This is a genomic window from Nonomuraea sp. B5E05 (genome assembly GCF_039880665.1).
Lineage (GTDB): Bacteria > Actinomycetota > Actinomycetes > Streptosporangiales > Streptosporangiaceae > Nonomuraea.
This window is the reverse complement of the sequence record NZ_JBDPMJ010000006.1, coordinates 318,381-336,817: the sequence shown is the minus strand read 5'-3', so window position 1 is coordinate 336,817 and position 18,437 is coordinate 318,381. Positions and strand designations below refer to the sequence as shown.

Below are 18,437 nucleotides of genomic sequence, written 5' to 3'. Positions count from 1 at the left end.
GGTGGCGGCATCAAGGGCGACCGAGTCCGCCTCCACGGTGTGGAGGCCATAAGCACGAGGGAGCGCCGTCGCGTGGAGGAGTGGCGGGAGCGTAGCGACCAGAGCGGGGGAAGGTGGCGGCATCAACGGCGACCGAGTCCGCCTCCACGGAGTGGAGGCCATAAGCACGAAGGGTCATTATGGAGCTGATCGTCGCCAGAAACCGGGAAGACCTGGTCAAGGCGCGTGGTGGTGGCGAGGTGGCCCTGGTGCCGACCATGGGCGCGCTGCACGAGGGGCATAAGGCGCTGATCAGGCAGGCCCGCGCTCGTGCCGATCACGTCGTGGTCAGCATTTTCGTCAATCCTCTGCAATTTTCCCCTGATGAGGATTTTTCGCGTTATCCCCGTACATTCGAGGCGGATCTCGACGCGTGCCGTGCCGAGGGGGTCGACGTCGTCTTCCACCCCGCCGTCGAGGACATGTACGCGCCCGACCGCCAGGTGAGCGTCTCCGCCGGCCGGATGGGCGCGCTCGTCGAGGGCGCGGCCCGGCCCGGTCACTTCGACGGGGTGCTCACCGTGGTGCTCAAGCTGTTCAACGTGGTCCGGCCGGACCGGGCGGTGTTCGGGCAGAAGGACGCCCAGCAACTCGCCCTCATCCGCCGCATGGTCGCCGATCTCGACCTGCCGATCGAGATCCTCGACGTGCCCACCGTGCGCGAGGCCGACGGCCTGGCCCTGTCCAGCCGCAACCGGTTCCTGTCCGACGATGACCGGCGGGTGGCGCTGGCGCTCTCGCGCGCGCTGCGGGCCGGCGCGGCCGAGCTCACGCCGTCCAGGATCCGCGCGGCGGCGCGGGAGGTGCTCGACACGGCGGGGCCCGGCCTTCACGTCGACTACCTGGTCCTCGCCGATCCGGCCACCTTCGCCGAGGTGGACGACTCGTACGAGGGCATGGCCGTGCTCGCGGTGGCCGCCAGGGTCGGGACGACGCGCCTGATCGACAACGTCAGCGTGACGTTGACCCGCGCCTGAGCCCGCGGGCACCCCGGGGCGAGCACATCAGGAGCGAGGGGTTATCGTCATAATGACGAAATCGTCTCAGCGAGGAGACCCCCATGAGTGCACCGGCGATCCCCCTACGTTTGACCGCCCCCGCGCCGGGCTGGACCGTCGAGGCCGACGTGGTCGTCGTGGGCTCGGGCATCGCGGGCCTGACCGCCGCCCTGCGCTACGTCGAGCTGGAGCCGGCGGCCAAGGTCCTGGTCGTGACCAAGGACGTGCTGTCGGCCGGCTCGACCCGCTGGGCCCAGGGCGGCATCGCGGCCGTGCTCGACCCGCTCGACACCCCGGACGAGCACCTGAGCGACACGCTGCTCGCCGGGGTGGGGTTGTGCGACGTGGCGGCCGTGCGCACGCTGGTGACGGAAGGGCCGGACGCGCTGCGGCGGCTCATGGCCCGCGGCGCGCGGTTCGACCGGACCTCCGGCGGCGAGCTCCAGCTCACCAGGGAGGGCGGCCACCGCCGGCGCCGGATCGTGCACGCGGGCGGCGACGCCACCGGCGCGGAGGTGCAGCGGGCGCTCGTCGAGGCGGTCCGCGCGGGATCGATCGAGGTGATCGAGCACGCCCTGGTGCTCGACCTGCTGAAGGACGCCGAGGGCCGGGCCAGGGGCGTGACGCTGCACGTCATGGGCGAGGGCGCGCGCGACGGGGTGGGCGCGGTGCGCGCCAAAGCCGTGGTGCTGGCGACCGGCGGCATGGGCCAGGTCTACGCCGCCACGACCAACCCCGCCGTCTCCACCGGCGACGGGGTGGCGCTGGCGTTGCGGGCCGGGGCCGTGGTGCGCGACCTCGAGTTCGTGCAGTTCCACCCGACCGTCCTCTGGCTCGGCCCCGCATCGACCGGGCAGCAGCCGCTGATCTCCGAGGCGGTCAGGGGCGAGGGCGCGTTCCTGGTCGACCACGAGGGCGAACGGTTCATGCACGGCGAGCACGAACTGGCCGACCTGGCGCCGCGCGACGTCGTGGCCAAGGCGATCATGCGGAGGATACGCGAGACCGGGCGTGAGCACGTCTACCTCGACGGCCGTCACTTCGGCCGCGACACGTGGCAGGCCCGCTTCCCCACGATCTACGCCGTCTGCCGCGAGCACGGCATCGACCCGGCCGCCGAGCTGGTCCCCGTCGCTCCCGCCGCCCACTACGCCAGCGGCGGCGTCCGTACGGACCTGCGCGGGCGCACCTCCATCGAAGGTTTGTACGCGTGCGGTGAGGTGGCCTGCACGGGCGTGCACGGCGCGAACCGGCTCGCCTCCAACTCCCTGCTCGAAGGCCTCGTCTTCGCCGAGCGCATCGCCGAGGACATCCACCGCGTACGCCCCGAGCCGGGGGAGCCGGTGGACGGAGAGGCGGCCTCCGGGCTGGTGGACCCGCGGACGCGCCCCAGGATCCAGGGCCACATGAGCATGGGGGCGAGCGTCCTGCGCAGCCGCGAGTCACTGCTCGTCACGGCTAAGGCGCTGCGGGACGCCCGCTGGACACCCGTCGCGGTGCCCGCGTGCACCGAGTCCTGGGAGGCCACCAACCTGCTCACCGTCGCCACCGTGCTCACCGGCGCGGCGACGGCCAGGCTCGAGACCCGTGGCTCGCACTGGCGCGAGGACCACGGCGCCCGCGACGACGACGGATGGCTGGGTCACCTGGACGTGACCCTGACGGAGGAGGGCCCGCGCATGACGTACACGCCTCATGGGGACGCGAGTTCACGGCGGATCGATGACCGGGAGGACGCGGCGCGGGAGCTGGCCGCGGCCGGGCTCGATCCGGCCGCCGTGGACGCGCTGATCGACCGGGCGCTGGAGGAGGACCTGCGGGAGGAGGGCGACGTGACGAGCCTGGCCACCATCCCGGCCGACCGGCACGCGGTCGCCGACGTGGTGGCCCGCAAGGACGGCATCGTCGCCGGGCTGGCCGTGGCCGAGGCGGTGTTCGTCCGGCTGGGGGCGAACCGCTCGGAGCGCGGGGCCAAGGACGGCGATCGGGTGCGGGCGGGCGACGTGCTGATGACCGTCGAAGGGCCGGTCAGGGCGCTGCTGACGGCCGAGCGCACCGCGCTCAACCTGCTCACGCACCTGTCCGGGGTGGCCACGCTGACCGGCAGGTGGGTCGAGGTGATCAGCGGTACGGCGGCGCGCGTGCGCGACAGCCGCAAGACGCTGCCGGGGCTGCGGGCGCTGGAGAAGTACGCCGTGCGCTGCGGCGGCGGCGTGAACCACCGGATGTCGTTGTCGGACGCCGCCCTGATCAAGGACAACCACGTGGTGGCGGCGGGGGGCGTGGCCGAGGCGTTCAGGGCGGTGCGGGAGCGCTTTCCCGACCTGCCGATCGAGGTGGAGGTCGACCGGCTGGACCAGTTGGAGGCCGTGCTGGACGAGGGCGCCGAGGAGATCCTGCTGGACAACTTCACGATCGAGGACACCGCGAGTGCCGTACAAATCGTGAAAAAGCGGGTGGGAAACAGGGTTGCCCTTGAGGCTAGCGGGGGATTGACCTTGGAATCGGCTCGTGATGTGGCCGACACTGGCGTGGACTACCTTGCGGTGGGAGCGCTTACGCACTCGGCGCCGGCCCTGGACATCGCACTGGATCTGCGGGGGTAATTGATGCTGCTCACGATCGACGTCGGCAACACGCACACGGTGCTGGGGCTGTTCGAGGGCGAGGACGTCATCGAGCACTGGCGGCTGGCCACCGACGCCCGCCGCACCGCCGACGAGATCGCGGTCGTGCTGCAGGGTCTGCTGACGCAGTCGCCGCTGCTCAAAGGGGCCGACATCGACGGCATCGCCATCTGCTCCACCGTGCCGAGCGTGCTCAACGAGATGCGCGAGATGTGCCGCCGCTACTACGGCGACGTGACCGCGGTGATCGTGGAGCCGGGCATCCGCACCGGCGTCCCCGTACGCATGGACAACCCCAAGGAGGTCGGCAGCGACCGCATCGTCAACGCGCTGGCGGCCATCGACCAGTACGGCGGCCCGTGCGTCATCGTCGACTTCGGCACCGCGACCTCGTTCGACGCGGTGTCGGCCAAGGGCGAATACGTCGGCGCGGTCACCGCGCCCGGCATCGAGATCTCGGTCGACGCGCTGGCCGCCGCGGGGGCACAACTGCACAAGGTCGAGCTCGTACGCCCCCGCTCGGTGATCGCGAAGAACACCGTCGAGGCCCTGCAGGCGGGCATCATCTACGGCTTCGCCGGCCAGGTCGACGGCATCGTGGAGCGCATCGCCGCGGAGCTGGCCGACGACCCCGACGAGGTGACGGTCGTGGCCACCGGCGGGCACGCGGGGCTGGTGGTGGGCGAGTCGCGCTCGATCGACGTGCACGAGCCGTGGCTGACCCTCATCGGGCTGCGGCTGATCTATCACCGCAACGTGGCGTGAGACCTGGACGAGTCACTGCGGTTCGCCGGATCCCCTACCCTTTGTTGTTGTGAGCGACGAACTTCCCGAGCAGATGCGCATCCGGAGGGAGAAGCTCGACCGCCTTCGCAGCGAGGGCGTCGACCCTTACCCGGTGCTTTTCCCACGAACGGCCACCAACGCCGAGGTCAGGGAGAAATACCAGGGCCTGGAGCCCGACACCGCCACCGGTGACACGGTCTCGGTCGCGGGCCGCGTCATGCTCAACCGCGTGGGCGGCAAGCTCTGCTTCGCCACGCTCCGCGACGGCGGCGCCGACCTGCAGGTCATGATCTCGCTCGACAAGGTGGGCGAGGAGTCGCTGGCCCGCTGGAAGCACGACGTCGACCTGGGCGACCACGTGGGCGTGACCGGCGAGGTCATCACCTCGCGCAGGGGCGAGCTGTCCGTCCTGGCCGACAGCTGGCAGATCACCAGCAAGTGCCTGCGCCCGCTGCCGGAGAAGCACGTCGGCCTCACCGACCCGGAGGCGCGGGTCCGCCAGCGCTACGTCGACCTGATCGTCAACGACGAGTCGAGGAAGATGGCCAGGGTCCGCAGCGCCACCGTGCGCGCGGTGCGCGACTTCTGGCACGAGGAGGGCTACCTCGAGGTCGAGACGCCGATGTTGCAGCCGATCCACGGCGGCGCCACGGCCCGGCCGTTCAAGACCCACATCAACGCTTACGACATGGAGCTCTATCTCCGCATCGCGATCGAGCTCTATCTCAAGCGGCTCGTGGTCGGCGGCATCGAGAAGGTCTTCGAGATCAACCGCAACTTCCGTAACGAGGGCGCCGACTCGACGCACAACCCCGAGTTCACCATGGTCGAGGCCTACGGCACCTACCTCGACTACAACGGCATCGCCGACCTGACGCAGCGGATGTACCAGAAGGCCGTCGTGGCCGCCCTGGACACCTCGGTGGTGGTGCACGACGGCGTCGAGGTCGACCTGGGCATCCCCGAGTGGCCGCGCGTCACCCTCTACGGCGCGGTGTCCGAGGCCGTCGGCGAGCAGATCACGACCTCGACCTCGCTCGAAGAGCTGCGCAAGATCGCCGACCGGCGAGAGATCCCCTGGGACCCGAAGTGGGGCGCGGGCAAGCTCGTGCAGGAGCTCTTCGAGGCGCTCGTCGAGCACACGATCATCCAGCCCACGTTCGTCATGGACTACCCGCTGGAGACCTCGCCGCTGGCCCGGCAGCACCGCGACGACCCGCTGGTGACGGAGAAGTGGGACCTCATCGGGTTCGGCACCGAGCTGGGCACCGGCTACTCCGAGCTCAACGACCCCATCGAGCAGCGCCGCCGCCTGGTCGAGCAGTCCTTGCTGGCCGCGGGCGGCGACCCGGAGGCCATGCAGCTCGACGAGGACTTCCTGCAGTCGCTCGAATACGCGATGCCACCGACGGGCGGCATGGGCGCCGGCATCGACCGGATGATCATGGCTTTCACCGGTAAGAACATCCGCGAGACCATCCTGTTCCCCCTGGTCAAGCCCACTCACTGAGGCCACGTTGCATCCCGCCGCACCGGTTGCGGCGGGATGCCCCGCGAGCGGGCGAGCCGGGCAGGCGCTCGGTCGTGCCGGGAAAGCGGTGACGGACGATCGGCCGTCCTGCCCCGGGATCAGGGCCGGGCTTGTCAGCATCGGGTCAAGACCGCGGGCGAGTGGCGCGCGGGTGTGCGGAGATTCGTGGGGGACGGCTGGCAGCGCTGGGTCCGCCATGACGGTGCCGCCCGCCCAGGTCCGGAAATAAGGTGACTCCTGGCTTGCCGCGTGCCGCCGCCCGTGGTGAAGAGCGGCTGCGCGTTCCCGCCCGTACGTATGGATCACGCAGTAAATAGCGCTCGGATGGATCAAAAACCGGGACGTCGGCCGGACCGATCGGCGCCGGGTCGGGCCTGACCGAGAGGGCGCGCGGACCGTATGTCGAGCGGCGAAGGCCGCCGGCGGACGAGACTCGGCAACATACGGCGGATCATGTCAATAGTGCTGGTCAAGAGCGGCGATTGTCATGCTTGACGACCTTTCCATGATGCGTTTACCGTCTGCGAGGAGCGGCTGTGGCCTGGCTAAGAGGGGTCCAGGCCTGCTGTTGGGGGGGAGGGCTCCCGATGGAAGTGCTCACTGAAGGCGTTGAGCTGAGCCATGCGGATCTGGCGTTACTGGCGGAACTCGCCAGAGGAGTCACGGTCGATCGGGTGGGCAGGCGACTGGACATCAGCGGCCGCACCGTACGCCGGAGGCTGCGCGGCATCTGCGACCGAATCGGCGTCGCCACCGCGATCGAGGCCGTGGCGTGGGCGGCACGCCGCCAGCTGATCTAGCGGCGCCCGCTCACTGCGCCTTCACGTCGCTCGCCTCTCGGCTCAGAGCTTCAATCGGCGATGCGCACCGCGCCCGCGAACGGCCGCCGTTCGATCGACGCGATCCGCACCACATCACCCGTCCGAGGGGCGTGCACCATCATGCCGCCGCCGAGATAGATGCCCACGTGGTGCAGGTCGCTGTAGAAGAACACCAGGTCGCCTGGACGCATCTCGTCGCGTGAGATGTGCCGCCCGGCCGTCCACTGGTTGCCCGTGTAGTGCGGCAGCGAGATGCCCACCCGCTGGTAGGCCGCCATCACCAGGCCGGAGCAGTCGTAGGAGCCGGGGCCCTCGGCTCCCCAGACGTACGGCTTGAGCTGCTGCGTGAGCGCCCACCGTGCCGCCTGCGCGGCCTTTCCGCTGCCCGCGATCGGCAGATTGACGCGGGTGGCGCGGGTGCCGGGACGGCCGGCCTCGCCCAGCGCCCGCCTGAACAGGTTGCTCTCGACCTTGGCGACCAGCTTGCTGATCTTGTCACGCTTGGTGTCGAGGTCCTTGACGATCTTCTCGACCTCGCTGATGCGCGACCTGGCGCTCGCCCTGGCGCGCTCGGCGGCCTTCCTGGCCTTGGTGAGCTGGTTGAGCTCCTCGCCCTGCCGCTGCTCGATCGCGAACGTGGTCGCGGCGCGGTCGAGGAAGTTGCCGGGGTCCTGGGAGGAGGTGAACGCCAGCGCCCGGCTCAGCCCGCCCGTGATGTAGGCGTTCTGGGCGAGCAGGACGGCCTTGGCGCGCTTGGCCGCCAGATCCGTCTCGCTGGCCGTCAGCGTCTTCTGCGCGGCCTCGGCGGCCTTCTTGGCCGTCTTCAGCTTCTCCCGCTGCCCGTTGTACTGCTCGGTCAGCGTCTCGATCTCGACGTGCATCTTCTCGACCCGCGCGGCGAGGTCTTTGAGCGAGGGCTTGGGGTCGGCGGACGCCGGAACGGTGGGAACCGAGAGCAGCAGCGCGGCGGCTGTGAAACTCGCCACACCGAGACGGCGGCGCAACGGGGCGCGTTCCGGAGGGCGGGCGTGCTTGCCCGCCGACGTCCTCCCACGGTTGAGTGTGCGCTTCACCAACCAGGCTCCTCTCATAGACGCCTACCGGGTTAGCTGACGGGTTCGGGCCGGAGCAGCCCTACCGAAAAACTCGGATTCACCCCGTGATGGCGGTCGCCACCGGCGGGTCCCCGGCTTCCCTGAGGAATTGAGCGTGCTTCCCCGCGCGCGACACGCGGGGATCATCGTCGCTGGACACTAATGCACTCCGGGTTCCTGCTCAACCAGAACTGCCAACTCTGTAGAGGTTTCACAACCGAAGGGTCACAAGGTGATCTCGGTGCCACTCGGGCAGGAGTGACTGTATGTGGCGCTTCCTCCCGAACGACCGCCCGGCGCGACGCCGTGCACGCCCGGCCACGAGATGTAACAGGATGGGCGGAGACATGTGAGTTAGGTCCGAGCCGTAATGACATCTGTACTCTGGAGAGCCATGGAGCAGGTGGCCGAACTGACTGTGCCCGAGACCGCGGTGGTGGTCCGGCGTGCGCGCACGCCTGACGTGCGGGGGGTCAGGCGCCTGGTCGACGCCTATGCGGGCGCGGGCTCGCGGCTCCTGAAAAAGGCCACGGTGACGCTGTACGAAGACGTACAGGAGTTCTGGGTGGCCGAGCGTGGCGGGCAGATCGTCGGCTGTGGCGCGCTCCACGTGCTCTGGGAGGACCTCGCAGAGGTCCGCACGGTGGCCGTCGATCCCGAATGCCGCGGCACGGGAGTCGGCCACCGGATCGTCTCAGCGCTGATCCAGCAAGCCAAAGATCTTGGTCTGCAACGTGTATTCTGTCTTACTTTTGAGGTCGACTTCTTCGCGAGGCACGGTTTTCGCCGCATCCAGGGCACGCCGGTCTCCCCCGAGGTCTACGCCGAGCTGCTGGCCTCGTATGACGAGGGTGTAGCGGAGTTCCTCGACCTGGAACACGTCAAGCCGAACACCCTGGGCAACACCCGCATGCTGCTCCATCTGACGTCGGGTGACGCGGACCTTGACCACATGGAAAGGTGATTGTTGATACCTATGTCGATACGTTGGGCAGCACAGGCATGTGTCCTGACACGTGCCACGCGCGCACTCGAAGCGAGGTGACACGGTGAGCACCGGACAGCCGCCGTACCCACAGGACGAATCCGGCGAGAACGCTGCGCCTCCCCACTACGGCCAGCAGGCTCCGGGCCGCCACCCCGGCGAGCCCGACCCCGACGTCACTGTGGTCGGCTACCGGGCGGACGACGCCTACGGGCAACAGCCCCCCTATGGTCAGCAGCAGGGCTACGGCCAGCAACCCCCATACGGTCAGCAGCAGGGCTACGGCCAGCAGCAGTACGGCCAGCAGCAGGGCTACGGCCAGCAACCCCAATACGGCCAGCAGCCCCAGTCTCAGCCCGACTACGGCCAGCAGCAGTATGGCCAGCAGCAGGGCTACGGCCAGCAACCCCAGCAGGGCCAGCAGTACGACCAGCAGTATGGTCAGCAGCAGGGCTACGGCCAGCAGCCCCAGTCCCAGCCCGACTACGGCCAGCAGCAGGGTTACGGGCAGCAGCAGTCCGGCTACGACCAGCAGTATGGTCAGCAGCAGGGCTACGGCCAGCAGCCCCAGTCCCAGCCCGACTACGGCCAGCAGCAGGGTTACGGGCAGCAGCAGTCCGGCTACGACCAGCAGTACGGTCAGCAGCAGGGCTACGGCCAGCAGCCCCAGTCGGGCCAGCAGTACGACCAGCAACAGGGCTATGGTCAGCAACCCCAGTCGGGCCAGCAGTACGACCAGCAACAGGGCTATGGTCAGCAACCCCAGTCGGGTCAGCAGTACGACCAGCAACAGGGCTATGGTCAGCAACCCCAGTCGGGTCAGCAGTACGACCAGCAGTATGGTCAGCAGCCGCAGTCCCAGCCCGGCTACGGTCAGCAGCAGTACGGCCAGCAGGGCTACGGGCAGCCACAGCAGTCCCAGCCCGGTTACGCCCAGCCCGGCTACGGCCAGCAGTACGGCGACCAGCAGTACGGCCAGCAGGGCTACGGGCAGCAGCCGCAGCAGGCCGGCTACGGTCAGGCTCCCTACGGCCAGCCGGGCTACGGCCCGGTCGGCGTGCAGCCGCCTGGGGCTCCCGCCCCGCTGGCGGAGTGGTGGCAGCGTCTGGTGGCGCGACTCATCGACGGCGTCCTTTTCGGCGTCGTGATGGTCGTGTTGACCATCGTGTTCACGGCGCTGCTCCTGGCCAGCTACGACTCGACCAGCGGCGCCACCTCGGGGATGTTCAGCTCGTTCGCGCTCAACATCGTGCTGGCCATCGTCCTCACCGCCGTCTACGTCGGTTACGACTTCCTCATGCACAAGATGAAGGGCCAGACGGTCGGCAAGATGATCATGGGGATCAAGGTCGTGCCGGTGGGTCAGATGATGCCCCCCGGCGGCCTGCCCGGCGACGCCGCCATCAAGCGGGCCGGCGTGACCTGGGGCGCCTACATCCTCTACTTCCTGCCGTTCGGCACCATGCTGGCGGGCCTCATCTGCGCCCTGAACGGTGCTTCGATGCTCTGGGACAAGCCGCTGCAGCAGACGTTCGCGGACAAGTTCGCGAACACCGTGGTGGTCAAGATCAAGTAATCGGCACAACCACGAAACAGGGGCCGGCTTCCCGCCGGCCTCTGTTTTGTATGTGAGGGTAGGTGCGGAATGTAGGGCTCTCTGCCGTCGATGTCGCGAGGTGAGGGTTATGGCCGGGACGTCGCCGTGGACGGACGCGGTGCCCGCGGAATGGTGGGAACGGCTGGCTGCCCGGCTCATTGAAGCGCTCGTCTTCGGCATCGTTTATTACATTCTGTTCATTGCGCTGTGGGCGGTCTTCCGGACTGTCGGCATGATGGAGGTGTTCGACGGCCGGCTGCCCGGAGTGTTCGCGTGGGCGGCCGCCGGGCTGGGTTATACGGGCTACGACTGGTGGGCGCATTGGCGGCACGGGCGTACGTTCGGCCAGGCGATCATGCGGATCCGCCTGGTGCCGCGGGATGTCCCGGCCCGTGCTCTGCTCAAACGCTCCCTGGTCTATCCGGGACCTGTCATGCTCATGGGCATTCCGGTGGCCAATCTGGTGGCCGGAATGCTGCTGTTCGGTGTCGGTATGCTCATCCTGATCGACAAGCCGCTGGAGCGCGGGCCGCATGACAGGCTGGCTGGAACACGCGTGGTTAAAGATCTTCGCTGAGCCATCCGCACCTGCACGGATGTCTTTTCGCAAAATTTTCCCATGATCCGGTAAGGAGCCTGGAGAGACTGGCATTAGGCTATGGGGCGTCCGGGTTGCCGGATGTTGGTGTCCCTGCGACACGTAGGGCATCTGTGTGCCGCTATGGTCGGGTGCGGGCGGTTGTCGCCTTGCGCACCATGAGGGGCCCGCAGCGCTCCCTCCGGGAGGCGCTCCGCGCGCTTAAAGCGCCCCGAAACCCCGTCAGCCGTGGAGGCGAGGACGAATGGAAGCCCTTACAGACGTATTGTCAGCGCTCATCCCCCCGGTGGTGGTGGGCGGCGCCTTCATCTTTGGCGTCGTGAAGTTGGTCCGGTCGGAGGCCCTTGGCGACCGGCGAAACCGTGAGGATCAGGCCGAGGGCCAGAACTGATCGGCTAGTCAGCCGAATCCCCGTAGCGCTGAATTGTCTCCACGCCTTTCCGGGTATATGTTTGGGCTGGCGAATGAAACAATGCTCCGCGAAAGGATTGCGTAGATGGCCAAGCAGATCCAGGAGATTCTCATCGATGACCTCGATGGGGGCGAGGCCAATGAGACGGTCAGCTTCGCTATTGACGGCTCCTCCTATGAGATTGACCTCAGCGACCTTAACGCGAAGAAGCTGAGGGACGCGCTCACGCCTTTCGTGCAGCATGCGCGCAGGGCCGGTGCCGTCACCACGCGTCGGCGTGGCCGCGGCGGCAACCGCGCGATGAGCCGCGAGAAGAGCTCGGAGATCCGGCAGTGGGCCAAGGCCCACGGCCTGCCCGTCAGCGAGCGAGGCCGCATCGCCTCCACCGTCGTCGAGAAGTACGAGCAGGCTCACTAGGAGAGCCCGCTGTTCGACCATGCGCTTATGCCGTTCGCCTAGGACCCCGGCGACCGCCATAAGCGCATGATCGTGTCCAGGCCGTTTCGAATGGCGGGACGGCCCGGATGATGATCGACTGACCCGTCCATATGCGGGCGTTTTGGTCGCGTGTTCGGTCCGGCTCTCGGCCCCGTTTCCGCGATGAGACGCCCGCATATGTGACGGCGTCGCGCCCGGCGTGTCCGAATGCGCCGCGTGGCCATACCCCATTCAACGTACGCTTCTCGCCGCGAGGCGCCCGGATTGCCCGCGGGCCACGTCATTCGCCTACCGTCACGGACAAGCGTCGCGCTCATGGAACGCGCCATGACGGAAATCCGGGCGCCTAAAGGGCGGCGGCGATCTTCACGCGCTGTAGCCTTAACCGCGATCTCGACTCGCGCTCGGCGCCGGAAACCCCGTATGGCACGGAGGTGTGGGCATCCGCGCAAAACGCCGGCGTGCACGTTGCGTGGCCTCTGGCCATATGCCGCTTCCTGGAGATGCGCGGAGTGCTCATGCTCGGCGGCATAACCCGTAAGCATGAGCACGCCTCGCACAATCCGCTCCCGCGAGCATGTGCGCACAATGCCGGGCCATCACGAAGTGTGGTGGGCGCGCGGAATGCCGCCGGTCCGCGACGGCGAGGATGAGCGCGAATGGCATGCGCGCCGGTGCAGTGTCTCATGATGCGAGATGAGATCGGTAACCGAGCTGACCGGATGACGTATTACTCTGTGTGCGGCGTGAGGTGTGCCCCGTTGTGCTCAGGGCGTAGCACGGGCGGTTGGCCAAGCATTGCGTCGGGACATAGGATGATTGCGTAACAGATACGTACGCGGCATCTGAGATGCGCAGGTGAGTGGCGCCCCGGTCGGCTTCACCCCTGACGTTCGATGGCCGATCGTGGTGGTCCGGATACGGTGCGGCGGCAGAATTCCAGCCGCTTCCGCGAAGCGTCCTAAACATCGTTCGCTTGCGGCGTATCGGGAACACGTCACCCCCGAACGGTAGTTGGATGGAGGGTGAACGCCCTGCTCCCGGGGAACGTGTCTGCTATAGAGCGTGTCAGCGGCAGTGGGCACGGTTCGCCGAGCCAGGGCTAGCATGCGGGATGACGGGACCGGATTTACCGGCCTGACTGACCGCTCTGTGAGGAGCGACGAGATGTTCGAGAGGTTCACCGACCGAGCGAGGCGTGTTGTCGTCCTGGCCCAAGAAGAGGCCAGGATGCTCAACCACAACTACATCGGCACTGAGCACATTCTTCTTGGTTTGATCCACGAAGGTGAGGGCGTAGCCGCCAAGGCTCTGGAGAGCCTCGGCATCAGCCTTGAGGGTGTGCGCCAGCAGGTCGAGGAGATCATCGGCCAGGGCCAGTCGGCTCCGTCGGGGCACATTCCGTTCACCCCGCGGGCCAAGAAGGTCCTCGAGCTGTCGCTCCGTGAGGCTTTGCAACTGGGTCACAACTACATCGGCACCGAGCACATCCTGCTCGGGCTCATCCGTGAGGGTGAAGGTGTGGCCGCCCAGGTGCTGGTCAAGCTTGGAGCTGATCTCAACCGTGTCAGGCAGCAGGTCATCCAGTTGCTCCACGGTTACCAGGGCAAGGAGCCGGCCGCCGCGGGTGGCCCGCAGGAGTCGGCCCCGTCGACCTCCCTGGTGCTCGACCAGTTCGGCCGCAACCTGACCCAGGCGGCCCGCGAGGGCAAGCTGGATCCGGTCATCGGCCGCGAGAAGGAGATCGAGCGGGTCATGCAGGTCCTCTCCAGGAGGACCAAGAACAACCCCGTTCTCATCGGCGAGCCCGGCGTCGGCAAGACCGCCGTCGTCGAAGGCCTGTCGCAGAAGATCGTCAGGGGCGAGGTGCCCGAGACGCTGAAGGACAAGCAGCTCTACACGCTTGACCTCGGCGCCCTGGTCGCCGGCTCCCGCTACCGCGGCGACTTCGAAGAGCGCCTGAAGAAGGTGCTCAAGGAGATCCGCACCCGCGGCGACATCATCCTGTTCATCGACGAGCTGCACACGCTCGTGGGCGCAGGCGCCGCCGAGGGCGCGATCGACGCCGCCAGCATTCTCAAGCCCATGCTGGCCCGCGGCGAGCTGCAGACGATCGGCGCGACGACGCTCGACGAATACCGCAAATACCTCGAGAAGGACGCGGCGCTGGAGCGCCGGTTCCAGCCGATCCAGGTGGCCGAGCCCTCGCTCAGCCACACGATCGAGATCCTCAAGGGTCTGCGCGACCGCTACGAGGCGCACCACCGCGTGTCCATCACCGACGACGCGCTGGTGGCCGCCGCGCAGCTGGCCGACCGCTACATCAGCGACCGCTACCTTCCCGACAAGGCGATCGACCTCATCGACGAGGCCGGCTCCAGGATGCGCATCCGCAGGATGACCGCGCCGCCGGACCTCCGCGAATACGACGAGAAGATCGCCAACGTCCGCCGCGACAAGGAGTCCGCGATCGACGCGCAGGACTTCGAGAAGGCCGCTGCCCTCCGTGACCAGGAGAAGCAGCTCCAGCTCAAGCGCGAGCGGCGGGAGAAGGAGTGGAAGGCCGGCGACATGGATGTCGTGGCCGAGGTCACCCAGGAGCTCATCGCCGAGGTCCTGGCGACCGCCACCGGCATCCCGGTCTTCAAGCTGACCGAGGAGGAGTCCCAGCGCCTGCTCCGCATGGAGGACGAGCTCCACAAGCGGATCATCGGCCAGGACGACGCCATCAAGGGCCTGTCGCGCTCCATCCGGCGCACCCGTGCCGGCCTGAAGGACCCGCGGCGCCCCGGCGGCTCGTTCATCTTCGCCGGCCCCTCGGGCGTCGGTAAGACCGAGCTGTCCAAGGCTCTGGCGGAGTTCCTCTTCGGCGACGAAGACGCTCTGATCAGCCTGGACATGTCGGAGTTCATGGAGAAGCACACCGTCTCCAGGCTCTTCGGCTCGCCTCCCGGCTACGTCGGCTACGAAGAAGGCGGCCAGCTCACCGAGAAGGTGCGGCGCAAGCCGTTCTCCGTGGTCCTGTTCGACGAGATCGAAAAGGCCCACCCCGACATCTTCAACTCGCTGCTGCAGATCCTGGAAGACGGTCGCCTGACCGACGCCCAGGGCCGCGTGGTCGACTTCAAGAACACGGTCATCATCATGACCACCAACCTCGGCACCCGTGACATCTCCAAGGGCATCGGGGTCGGGTTCGCGAAGTCCAACGACGCCGACTCCAACTACGACCGGATGAAGGCCAAGGTGCAGGAAGAGCTCAAGCAGCACTTCCGGCCCGAGTTCCTCAACCGCGTCGACGACATCGTGGTCTTCCACCAGCTGACGCCCAACGAGATCATCAAGATCGTGGATCTGATGCTCAACCAGGTCGACGCCAGGCTGAAGGACCGCGACATGGGGCTCGACGTCTCGCCCGAGGCCAAGCAGCTGCTGGCCGACCGCGGCTACGACCCGGTCATGGGTGCCCGTCCGCTGCGGCGTACGATCCAGCGCGAGCTGGAAGACTCCCTGTCGGAGAAGATCCTTTACGGCGAGCTCCGTCCGGGGCAGGTCGTCAAGGTGACCATCGAAGGCGAGGGCGACGACGCCACGTTCGTCTTCAAGGGCGAGTCCGCCTCCAAGGTGCCCGACTCGGCCGCCGCGATCGCAGCGCCGATCCAGCGCTGACGTCCGGTTCTTTCGAAAGCCCCCGCGTGGAGCGTCATCCACGCGGGGGCTTTCGCGTGCGCGCCCGCCCTCGGCGCTGAGGCGCTGTCTGAGAGCTTGCCGGGGTGCTCCCGGTCATTGCTGCCGTGGTCCGGGTGGTCGCCGCTCAGCGGCATGATGAACCGTCCGGAGTGGCCCCGGCCGGCCCTGCGAATGGTCTCGAGATCGTCAATCCGGCCCGGCGTGACAGACCACGGATCTAGCATGACGTACCCCCGTGAGATCGGCCGGATGCGGTCGTTGCCCGATCGTTCAGGAGTTCGGGTGTTTCACCACGCGAAGTAGTACTACACTGTGTAGAGCTTCGCCTTGGTGATGACTGCTCCCCCGGGAGTAGGACGAAGTCAACTCAGGGCGGACGCGCTCGCCACCCGTCGGCAGGCATGCTCACAGGGTTCGCACGTCCAAGGCGGGCGACGGGAAGACACAACGCAAGCCTGGAGGAAACCGATGCGCCTGCGTCACGATGACGGAACGCTCGTTCACCTCGCCTACAACGCAGGCGTCCACCCCGCTGAGGACCTGGAGAACCTGATCGCCCACCTGACCCGTTACGCCGTGCCCGTGCGCAAGCGGCTGGGGGTCGAGCGGATGGGCATCGGGTTGTGGTTGTCGCCGGCCGTCGCCGACCACCTCACGGCCGACCGCATCGAGCTCGTACGCCTGCGCCGCTCCCTGGAGGAGCGCGGCCTGGAAGTCGTGAGCCTCAACGGCACCGGTGGACGCAACCAGGACGTGCCCGGGCCCGACTGGGCCAAGCCCGAGCGCTACCGCTACACGATGGCGCTGGCCAAGATCCTGGCGTTCCTGCTCCCCGACGACGTACGTTTCGGCAGCATCTCGACGATACCGATCGGGTGGCGCCGCGACTGGCCCGCCGACCTGCACTCCATCGCCACCCGCCGGCTCGAACGGCTGGCGCGCGAGCTGCGCGGCATCTACAGCGTGACCGGCAAGACGATCAGGGTCGGGTTCGAGCCGTGGCCCGGGTGCGTGCTGGAGACGACCGAGCAGGCGCTGGCACGGGTGTGTGGCATCGACTCCGAGCACCTGGGCGTGTGCCTGGACGCCTGCCACCTGGCCGGCGGCGCCGAGGAGGCCGGTGTGGCGCTCAAGGGGCTGGCCGAGGCTGGTGCGCCGGTGGTCAAGCTGGGGCACGTGCACAGCCACACGGGGGAGACGCCGAGCAGCACGGGCGCCGTGCTGCACGACACGCTGACGGCGATGTTGTCGGGGGTGGTCAGCGGGAGCGCGCACATTGAGGTGGAGACGCACAACCTGATGGTGCCCGGGCGGGCCAAGGGGCCTGGGGCGCTGGTGTCGCTGCTCGCCGATGAGCTGGCCTGGGCCCGTACGAATCTCACCAGCCTGGGCCTGCAACTGGCCGCCTAGGGAGCCGCGAGTGCCCGGACCGTCCGGCCTGGCGGGGGCGTTCGGTCAGAGGGAGCCGAACCAGCCGGGGGTGTCCAGGCGCCAGAGGCCGTCCGGGGTGACCTTCCGCAGGTCTGCCTCGAGGGCGTGCAGCCGGTCCTCGCCGAGTTCGTGGGCCCAGCGGGCGCGGAGGTCGTCGAAGATGCGGGCCGAGCGGTCGAGTGCGTCCATCCCGTACGCCGTGAGCCGGGCGATCTTGCGCCGGGTGTCGTGGGAATCCGTGGTGCGTTCGACGTAACCGAGGCGTTCGAGGGTGTCGATGGTCTTGCCCGCGGCCTGTTTGGAGACGCCGAGCATGCGGCCCAGCTCGACGGCGGTGGTGCCGCGCGGGCCGATCGCCTGCATGACGAACCCGTGCATGGGCCGCAGGTCCGGGTGACCTTGGCGGGCCAGTTCGGCGTGCAGCTCGTCGATCAGCATCCTGAAGGCGAGCAGCAGGCGGAGCGGTAGTTCGAAGCCGGGGGCGTCGCTTGACATGATAGACAACCTGATTGACTATATGGACAACGTAGTTGCCTATCTTAGGAGCTTCAGGACGTGACTGTCATTCGTGACGCCGAGGCGCGGCGGTCGGAAACCCCTGGCGGGGTCATGACGACGTTCGCCTCGCCGACGCAGGGAGGGGCTTCGCGGGCCCTGTGGCGGGTGGACGCCGAACCGGGCGCGCGCGGGCCCGTGCATGACTTCGACAGCGAGCAGGTGTGGAGCTGGACGGCCGGAGCGGCCGTCGTCGAACTGGGCGGTGACCGGTTCGAGGTCGCGGCGGGCGACACCGTCGTCATCCCCGCGCACACGGTGAGGCGCGTGCTCGCCGACCCCGGCAGCGGCTACACCGCCGTCGTGACGGCCCCGGCGGGCGCCAGGGCTCTTGCCGAGAACGGAGCCGACTACGGCGTCCCGCCGTGGATCGTTTGAGGAGGGTGATTCCCATGGCCATGGTCCTGTCCACTGAATCCCGCAAGATCGAGACGCCCAACGGCGTCATGACCACACTCGCCTCCCCCTCCCAGGGAGGGGCCGAGCAGGTCGTGTGGCGGGTGGAGGCCCGGCCCGGCATGGTGGGGCCGGTGCACGCGTTCGACGCCGAACTGGTGTGGACGTGGCTCGCCGGCGCGGCCGTCGTCGAGCTCGGAGGCGAGCGGTTCGAGGTCGGCGTGGGGGACACCATGGTGCTGCCCGCCGACGTGAGCAGGCAGATGTTCGCCGACCCCGAGCACGGGTTCGTCTCGATCGTCGCCGCGCCTTCCGGCGCCCACGTCTACAACCCTGACGGCGTGTCGGCCTCGGACGCCTGCGACCTGGCCCCCAAGGGCACGGAACGCACCGTCCCGCCCTGGGCCCGGTAACCCCCGGCGGCGCTACGTCCAGCGGC

General features: G+C 68.2%; 15 protein-coding genes and 1 riboswitch. Of the genes, 13 read left to right on the top strand and 2 right to left on the bottom strand.

What is annotated here, in order from left to right:
* Nucleotides 1–179 precede the first annotated feature (179 nt).
* The 5 genes from panC to ABGB01_RS14400 all read left to right on the top strand — a co-directional run bounded on the left by panC (nt 180) and on the right by ABGB01_RS14400 (nt 6,781).
* The gene (panC, locus tag ABGB01_RS14420) at nt 180–1,016 is read left to right on the top strand and encodes a pantoate--beta-alanine ligase (RefSeq protein WP_347773777.1); all 837 of its coding nucleotides are present in this window, start codon (nt 180–182) and stop codon (nt 1,014–1,016) included.
* 83 nt (nt 1,017–1,099) lie between these two features.
* Nucleotides 1,100–3,643, top strand: coding sequence for an L-aspartate oxidase (locus ABGB01_RS14415; RefSeq protein WP_347773776.1), 2,544 nt, complete (start codon nt 1,100–1,102; stop codon nt 3,641–3,643).
* Between the two features lie 3 nt (nt 3,644–3,646).
* Nucleotides 3,647–4,429 (top strand): type III pantothenate kinase, encoded by a 783-nt coding sequence (locus tag ABGB01_RS14410; protein WP_132597753.1) that lies wholly within the window; start codon nt 3,647–3,649, stop codon nt 4,427–4,429.
* Nucleotides 4,430–4,478: 49 nt separating this feature from the next.
* Nucleotides 4,479–5,960 carry a bifunctional lysylphosphatidylglycerol synthetase/lysine--tRNA ligase LysX gene (gene lysX, locus ABGB01_RS14405; protein WP_347773775.1) on the top strand — a complete coding sequence of 494 codons (1,482 nt, stop codon included), beginning with the start codon at nt 4,479–4,481 and terminating at the stop codon, nt 5,958–5,960.
* Between the two features lie 608 nt (nt 5,961–6,568).
* Complete coding sequence (locus ABGB01_RS14400) at nt 6,569–6,781, top strand: LuxR C-terminal-related transcriptional regulator (protein ID WP_347619962.1); 213 nt, start codon at nt 6,569–6,571, stop codon at nt 6,779–6,781.
* Between the two features lie 50 nt (nt 6,782–6,831).
* Here the strand turns inward: ABGB01_RS14400 and ABGB01_RS14395 are convergent, their stop codons facing one another.
* Nucleotides 6,832–7,875 (bottom strand): C40 family peptidase, encoded by a 1,044-nt coding sequence (locus ABGB01_RS14395; RefSeq protein WP_347773834.1) that lies wholly within the window; start codon nt 7,873–7,875, stop codon nt 6,832–6,834.
* A 6-nt stretch (nt 7,876–7,881) separates the two neighbouring features.
* Nucleotides 7,882–8,022: riboswitch (cyclic di-AMP (ydaO/yuaA leader) on the bottom strand.
* Between the two features lie 268 nt (nt 8,023–8,290).
* Between ABGB01_RS14395 and ABGB01_RS14390 the strand changes: the two genes are divergently transcribed.
* The 6 genes from ABGB01_RS14390 (at nt 8,291) to ABGB01_RS14365 (ending at nt 17,026) form a co-directional block, all read left to right on the top strand.
* A complete protein-coding gene (locus tag ABGB01_RS14390; protein ID WP_347773774.1) occupies nt 8,291–8,860 on the top strand; it encodes an amino-acid N-acetyltransferase in 570 nt (189 codons plus the stop codon).
* Nucleotides 8,861–8,945: 85 nt separating this feature from the next.
* Nucleotides 8,946–10,457: an RDD family protein gene (locus ABGB01_RS14385; protein ID WP_347773773.1), complete on the top strand. Its 1,512-nt coding sequence runs from the start codon at nt 8,946–8,948 to the stop codon at nt 10,455–10,457.
* Between the two features lie 109 nt (nt 10,458–10,566).
* On the top strand, nt 10,567–11,055 hold the full coding sequence (locus ABGB01_RS14380) for an RDD family protein (protein WP_347773772.1): 489 nt from the start codon (nt 10,567–10,569) through the stop codon (nt 11,053–11,055).
* Nucleotides 11,056–11,572: 517 nt separating this feature from the next.
* Nucleotides 11,573–11,905: an Lsr2 family protein gene (locus tag ABGB01_RS14375; protein WP_132332025.1), complete on the top strand. Its 333-nt coding sequence runs from the start codon at nt 11,573–11,575 to the stop codon at nt 11,903–11,905.
* Nucleotides 11,906–13,093: 1,188 nt separating this feature from the next.
* Nucleotides 13,094–15,595, top strand: coding sequence for an ATP-dependent Clp protease ATP-binding subunit (locus ABGB01_RS14370; RefSeq protein WP_347619957.1), 2,502 nt, complete (start codon nt 13,094–13,096; stop codon nt 15,593–15,595).
* A 489-nt stretch (nt 15,596–16,084) separates the two neighbouring features.
* Nucleotides 16,085–17,026 carry a TIM barrel protein gene (locus ABGB01_RS14365; RefSeq protein ID WP_347773771.1) on the top strand — a complete coding sequence of 314 codons (942 nt, stop codon included), beginning with the start codon at nt 16,085–16,087 and terminating at the stop codon, nt 17,024–17,026.
* Between the two features lie 45 nt (nt 17,027–17,071).
* On the opposite strand, the gene ABGB01_RS14360 is transcribed toward ABGB01_RS14365, so the two are convergent.
* Nucleotides 17,072–17,542 (bottom strand): MarR family winged helix-turn-helix transcriptional regulator, encoded by a 471-nt coding sequence (locus ABGB01_RS14360; protein ID WP_347773770.1) that lies wholly within the window; start codon nt 17,540–17,542, stop codon nt 17,072–17,074.
* A gap of 60 nt (nt 17,543–17,602) precedes the next feature.
* On the opposite strand from ABGB01_RS14360, the gene ABGB01_RS14355 reads away from it, so the two are divergent.
* Both ABGB01_RS14355 and ABGB01_RS14350 read left to right on the top strand, forming a co-directional pair.
* On the top strand, nt 17,603–17,980 hold the full coding sequence (locus tag ABGB01_RS14355; RefSeq protein WP_347619954.1) for a cupin: 378 nt from the start codon (nt 17,603–17,605) through the stop codon (nt 17,978–17,980).
* Nucleotides 17,981–17,994: 14 nt separating this feature from the next.
* Nucleotides 17,995–18,411 (top strand): cupin, encoded by a 417-nt coding sequence (locus ABGB01_RS14350; RefSeq protein ID WP_347773769.1) that lies wholly within the window; start codon nt 17,995–17,997, stop codon nt 18,409–18,411.
* Nucleotides 18,412–18,437 lie beyond the last annotated feature (26 nt).